Genomic DNA, 6,408 nt, shown 5'->3' on the forward strand with positions numbered 1-6,408 from the left:
GGCCAGAACATCCTGGGCGGCGGCGGGACCGGCTGCGGCCAGCAGCAATCCCGCCAGGGCGCCGCGGCGAAGGGCTTCGGCGCGCACGGCTAGGGCCTTTCCGGCAGGAAGCTCTGCTTCACGGCCGCCAGCAGCGGATTGGTCTGGGACTCCGGCAGCCAGCCGTAGTCGATGGTCCACAGGATGACGCCGCCGACGCCGGTCGAGCGCACCCACGCGCCCTTGGCGGCGATGGACTGCTCGTCCTCGTAGGACAGGAATCCGGCCGGCGGCGAGGTTGGGTCGATCGCCGGCACGTAGCCGCCGCTGCCGTAGCTGCGATAGACCGACTGCGCCTCTTCGTCCCAGCGGCGCACGCCGTGGCTGAGATAGCCCTTCTCGACCAGCACGCGGTAGCTCAGCGACGAGTCGTCGAAGACCCAGATGTTGTTGCCTTCGGTCGGCTGGCGCGGCCCGGTGATGCCCGGGCCGAAGTAGATGCCGTAGAAGCCGATGCCGACGCCGATCTTGCTGCGCGGCACGCCGGTGGCGACGTAGGCGGCGATGCTGGTGTCCAGGTCGTAGGGCGTGGTGCCGGTCGCCCCGAAGATCGGGCTGCTGAACCAGGAATCCCAGCCGCCGCCGTTGAAGGTGGTGCCGACGCCGTAGCTCATCAGATTGTACTGATCGACCGCGTTGGCGACGTCGGCCTGCCATTGCTCGACCTTGCCGCCCGGCTCCAGGAAATTGATGCTGACCGCATAGCCCGGGAAGGTGATCAGCATCTGTCGGCCCGCCCCCGTATAGCGCGGACGCGTCGCCGCTTCCTGGCGCAGGTCGGCGATCAGCGCCTTCAGGCGCCGACGCGCCTCCTCGGCCGTGACGTGCAGGCCGGGGGCGCCTTCGAGCTTGTCCTCCCAGTCGAGATCGACGCCGTCGTAGTCGTGCGCGACCAGGTAATCGACCAGGTTGCGCACGAAGGTCGGGCGCACGGCGTCGGTGGTGGAGAGCAGGAAGCCTTCCCCGTCGCCCATGCCGCCGATCATCAGCAGCGCCTTGGTGTCCTGATCGTGTGCCTTCTTGATCAGGTAGTCCTCGACGCTGCGCACGCCGTCCGGCGACAGGCCCGCGTCGTGGGAATTCCCGCCGCCCTTGACCACCTCGCCCGGCGCGCCGTCCAGGGTGCCGCCGCCGGGCGCCACGCGTCCGAACACGAAGTGGGTCATGGCGGTCATGTCCACGTGCTCGGGCGGATAGCTGCTCCAGTACCAGCCGGCGTAGTAGCCGGTGACCCAGGGCGTGGGCGGGACCGCGGTCACGGTGACGGTCGCCACCGCCGTGCGGGTCGGATCGGCGACGCTTGCGGCGACCACGTGATAGGCGCCCGCCGCGGCCGGCGCGGAATACAGGCCGCTCGCCGAGACCTGGCCGCCGGCCGCGCCTTCCCGGACCGACCAGGTGCACCCGGTCGTGCTCGAGCCGGTCACGGTGCACGCGAACTGGATCGAGCCCGACGGCCCGAGCGTGATCGTCGCCGGGGAGACGGCGACCTGTACGTTGGCCGGCGGCGGGGTCCCGCCGCCGGACGAGCCGCCCCCGCCGCCGCAGGCCGCGAGCAGCAGTAAGACTCCCAAAAGGGCGAAGCGGCGCAGATTCATGGGGCGGACCGGGAGGCGCAGAGGTCCCACACGCGGGACACGCGAAGGCTAGGAGCGCGCCCCTCGGTTGTCGTCCGCCTTCACCGCGCCAGCGGGCGCCTTCATCGCAAAGCCGCGCCAAGGGCGGAACCATGGTCGCCCGCCCGCGCAGCCTTTGCTTCCGCCATACGTTTTCCTGAGGATCCGAAAGGGCGGCGACGGGGGCGATCGCCAAGGCGCGCCGGAGCGGCGCGCGAGAGACCGCCATGAGCATCCGCCTGATCCTGACCGCCGCCGGCGCCCTGGCCGGGGCCGCGGTCCTGGCCGGCTGCGCCGACTATCCCTACAGCTACGGCTATGCGTACGGCCATCCGGCGTACGGTTACGGCTATCCCGGCTACGGCTACGCGCCGTACGGCTACGGCTATGGCCCGTACTACGGCCCCTACTACGGCTATCCCTATTTCGGCCCGCCGGTCTTCTTCGGCTTCAGCCACGAGGAGCATCAAGGACACCACGAGGGCATGATGCACGGGCCGCCGATGCACGGACCGCCTCCGATGACGCCAGGCCCCATGCATGGGCCGCCCGGCCACCGGCCGTAGCGCGCGGGCGAATACACTCCCTCACTAGTGAGTGAAAATTGACTCGCCGGGGACATCCGCTCCATCGTGGCCCTTCCAGCCGCTGGGGAGGGCGCGATGGGTTTGGGGGATGTCGGGCGCCGGGCCGTGCTGGCCGGGGGCGCGGCCCTGTCGGCGGCGCCGGCGATCGCCGCGTCGGGTTCGGGGCGCAAGCGGCGGGTCGCGCCGGCGGGGTTCCTGTGGGGGACCGCGATCTCCAGCTACCAGAGCGAGGGCGGCAACACGAACAGCGACGCCTGGCTGATGGAGCACCTGCAGCCCTCCATGTTCAAGGAGCCCTCCGGCGACGCCTGCGACAGCTACCATCGCTACGCCGAGGACTTCGCCATCGCCGGCGGGCTGGGCTTCAACTGTCACCGGTTCGGGGTGGAGTGGTCCCGCATCGAGCCGGCCGAGGGCGTGTTCTCCAACGCCGCGCTGGATCACTACGCGCGCATGCTGGAGGCCTGTCGGGCGCGCGGCCTGTCGCCGATGATCACCCTGAACCACTTCACCACGCCGCTGTGGTTCGCCAGGCGCGGCGGGTTCGAGGTCGCCGACGCGCCGGAGATCTTCGCCCGCTACTGCGCCCGGGTGGTCGAGCGGCTGGGCGGGCTGATCGACCGGGTGACGACCTTCAACGAGGCCAACATCCGCCTGCTGGTCGACCTGATGCCGGGCTTCAGCCAGGCCCTGCCGGGCGTGAAGGCGGCGATCGCCGCCGCGGCGCAGGCGACCAATTCGCCGCGCTTCTCACGCCTGGCCTATGCGGATCCGAAGGTCGCCTCCCCGATCATGCAGGCGGCGCACCGGCGGGCCTACGAGGCCATCAAAACCGTGCGGCCCGAGCTGCCCGTCGGCATCACCCTGACCACCCAGGACGTGCAGGCCGAGAGCGAGGCGCTGGTCGAGCGCTATCGCGGCCTGCTGTACGGCGACTGGATCGAGGTGGCGAACAGCCACGCCGACTTCTTCGGCGTGCAGACCTACACCCGGCTGCGGTTCGACGAGACCGGCATGCTGGCGCCGCCGCCGGGCGCGGAGCTGACCCTGTCGGGCTACGAGTTCTATCCGCAGGCCCTGGCGAACACGATCCGCTGGGCCCACGCGGCGATCGGCAAGCCGATCTTCGTCACCGAAAGCGGCGTGGCGACCCACGACGACGCGCGCCGCATCGCCTTCATCGACGCCGCCCTGGACGGCCTGGGCGCCTGCCTGGACGAAGGCGTACCGGTGCACAGCTACCTGTACTGGTCGCTGCTCGACAATTTCGAATGGACGGCCGGCTACGGCGTGCCGTTCGGCCTGGTCGCCGTCGACCGCACGAGCTTCAAGCGCACGCCGCGCCCCAGCGCCCTGCACCTGGGCCGGCGCGCGCGGGCGAACGTGATCTAGGTCGTCGGTTTCGGCGGCGCCGGCGGCTGCGGCGGCGGGACCGGGACGGCGGCCTCGCCGTCGGCGTGCGGGACCTGGGTCGTGCCCAGCCCGCCGTGCACCACCGGCTTGGTGAACACCGAGCGCCACGGCAGCAGGGTGTAGACCTGCGGCCCGCGCTTTCTGAGCATGCGGTTCAGCGAGCCGGCGTAGGCGGCGGTGGCGTCGGCGGTCTGCTGGTCGCCGCGCAGGATGTAGGGCGTGACCAGGATCAGCAGCTCGACCTTGGTGCCCGACACGGAGTCCGAGCGGGCCAGGAAGCCCAGGCCGGGAATGTCCTTCAGCAGCGGCACGCCGCGCTGGTCGCGCGAATAGTTGTCCTGGATCAGCCCGCCGATCACCGCCGTCATGCCCTCGCGCAGCGACAGCCGGCTGGTGACGCTGCGGTTCAGGATCAGCGGGCTGTCGATGGCCGAGGTGCGGTTGGGTTCCTGGCTGGACACCTCCTGGAACAGGTCGATGTCGACCCGGTCGTCGCCGTAGACCACCGGGCGCATGTTCAGGATCACCCCGGTCTGGCGGTACTGGACGGTCTGCAGGATGTCGGTGTCGCCGCCGGCCTGGACGCCGTCGGCGGCGCGCTGGGAGGTGATGATCGGCACGTCGGTGCCGACCAGGATCTGCGCCTGGCTGCCCGAGCGGGCGACCAGCCTGGGCGTCGACAGGATGTTGAGGTTGCGGTTCTCGGCGATGGCGGACAGCGCCACCTGAACGCGGCCGCTGTCGAACACCTCGGTGAAGGTCGCGCCCAGGCCGCCGGGCTCCTTCACCGCCGAGCCGCGGGTGTCCAGCACCAGAGTGCCGCCCCCGAGCTCCGTCTCCAGAAACCAGTCGACCCCGAAGCGGGTCTCGTCGGTCAGGGTCACCTCGGCGATGGTCACCTCGACCAGCACCTGGCGCGGCGGGGTGTCGAGGTCGATCAGCAGGTTTCGGACCTGCTCGAACTCGCTGCGCGAGCCTCTGAACAGCAGGCGGTTGCCGCCGGGGTCGACGGTGATCCGCCCCGAGGTCATGGGACCCGGCGGGGCGGGATCGGAGCCCGGCTGCGGCAGGGGCCGGGGCATGGGGGCCTGGGCGACGTAGCCCGGACCGGGCGGCGGCGTCGCGGTCGCCACCACCGAGCCGGCGCCGACCGAGGCGGTCACGCTCCCGCGCTCGACGCTCTCCAGCTGGGCGACCAGGGCGCCGAGCTCGGTCGCCGTGGTGTTGCGCACCTCGTAGGTGAACACGCCCTGCTGGTCGCCGGTGGCCGACAGGGTGTCCAGCTCGCGGGTCCAGTAGACGGCGCGGGCCAGCACGTCGGGCCGGCTGGAGAACAGCAGCACCGCGTTGGCGAACGGCACCGGCAGCAGCAGCAGGTCGCGCCTGGGCGCCTGCAGTCCCATGGCGACGCCGTAGCCTTCCGCGGTCAGGGCGTCGGCGACGGCCTGGGCCAGGCGGTCGGCCGGCCAGTAGACCGGCTCGACCCGGGCCACCTGGCCGCCGGCGAAGCCCGGCCGGTCCAGCATGTCCACGACGGCGGAGGCGGAGGCGACCTCGCGGGCGTCGCCGCTGATCACCATCGCATTGGCGTCCTCCTGGGCCGCGAACCGCACGACGCCCGGGTTCGGGAAGGTGTCCTCCAGCAGGCCCGACACCGGGCCGACATTGACCGCCTTCAAGGTCTTGAACTGGACCACGGGGCGCGCCGCGGCGGGGGTCGAGGTCGAGGTGCGCGAGCGCATGAACACCGGGGCCTGGGCCGCCAGCGCCGGGTCCTGGACGATCCGCACCGCCCCGTTCTCGATGGCGACCGCCAGGCCGTACTGACGCAGGGTGGCCTGCACCAGGGCGAAGAAGCTGCGGCTGGACGCGCCGACCGGCTCGCGCAGGGCGACGATCTCGCGCCGCTCGGCCACGCCGGGCCCCGTGCTGTAGGGCACGCCCAGCAGCTGGCCGAAGGCGGTGTCGACGAACTGGGCCAGCGGCTGGGGCGGCAGGGCGGCCTCGATGCGCCGGTCCGGCACCAGGGCGGCGATCTGCTCGGCGGTGGCCTCGGTCACGCTCACGGTCCGGACCGCGCCGTCCGGGAGCAGCTCGGCCCCCTCGCCGCCCAGCATGCGCACCAGGGTCTTGGGCCGTTTGGCGGCGGGGGCGGTTTCAGCCATGCGCGCGGCGTCGGGCTTCACCGGCTGGACCTTCAGGCGCGGGAAGCTGGTGCAGCCGCAGAGCGCCGCCAGAGCGACGGTCAGCGCGAGCTGCGGGTGGAAGGGGCGCAGGCTCATTTCCGCCGCCCCACGAACAGCCGATCGGACGGCGGGTGGATGACAATCTGCGGCGACGGAGCCGTCCCGGGCGCGGGCGCGGCGGCGAAGGCTGAGGGCGCGGCCTCGTAGATCGAGATCCGCCGCCGCTCCTTGCGCCGGCCCAGCTCGACGTACTGCGGGTCGATCGCCCGGACGACCCAGCCGTCGCGGTAGACCTCGCCGGGGCGGAGCTGGCGACGGCGGTTCGGGGCGGTGTCGTCGACCAGCCAGAGGGACGGCCCTTCCGGCGCGGCGACCACGGCGGTGAGCTCGCGGCTGAGCGCCTCGCCGACGTCGATCTCGACGGGCGCGGGCTGAGCGGTCGGCTCGGGAGCGGGGTCCGCGGGCGGCTCCGGCGCGGCCTGCGGCTCGACCAGCCCCAGGTTGGTGAACCGGCGCACGGCCTCGGCCACCGAAGCGTCGGGGGAGGCCAGCCGCGGCGGGCGTGCC

The 6,408-nt window shown here is 72.2% G+C and carries 4 protein-coding genes and 1 pseudogene; 2 read left to right on the forward strand and 3 right to left on the reverse strand.

Going from position 1 to position 6,408, the window contains the following annotated elements:
- Positions 1–89: 89 nt before the first annotated feature.
- Complete coding sequence (locus G3573_RS19075; protein ID WP_163263270.1) at positions 90–1,637, reverse strand: glycoside hydrolase family 18 protein; 1,548 nt, start codon at positions 1,635–1,637, stop codon at positions 90–92.
- A 245-nt stretch (positions 1,638–1,882) separates the two neighbouring features.
- On the opposite strand from G3573_RS19075, the gene G3573_RS22055 reads away from it, so the two are divergent.
- Complete coding sequence (locus G3573_RS22055; protein WP_205598367.1) at positions 1,883–2,221, forward strand: hypothetical protein; 339 nt, start codon at positions 1,883–1,885, stop codon at positions 2,219–2,221.
- Between the two features lie 96 nt (positions 2,222–2,317).
- Complete coding sequence (locus tag G3573_RS19085; protein ID WP_163263271.1) at positions 2,318–3,634, forward strand: family 1 glycosylhydrolase; 1,317 nt, start codon at positions 2,318–2,320, stop codon at positions 3,632–3,634.
- Here G3573_RS19085 and G3573_RS19090 read toward each other — a convergent pair.
- The gene (locus G3573_RS19090) at positions 3,631–5,937 is read right to left on the reverse strand and encodes a secretin N-terminal domain-containing protein (RefSeq protein WP_163263272.1); all 2,307 of its coding nucleotides are present in this window, start codon (positions 5,935–5,937) and stop codon (positions 3,631–3,633) included. The genes G3573_RS19085 and G3573_RS19090 overlap by 4 nt on opposite strands.
- A pseudogene (locus tag G3573_RS19095) lies at positions 5,934–6,408 on the reverse strand (hypothetical protein); the annotation flags it as partial. The pseudogene G3573_RS19095 and the gene G3573_RS19090, both read right to left, overlap by 4 nt.

This window comes from Caulobacter sp. 17J65-9 (genome assembly GCF_010975005.1).
In the GTDB taxonomy this organism is placed as follows: domain Bacteria; phylum Pseudomonadota; class Alphaproteobacteria; order Caulobacterales; family Caulobacteraceae; genus 17J80-11.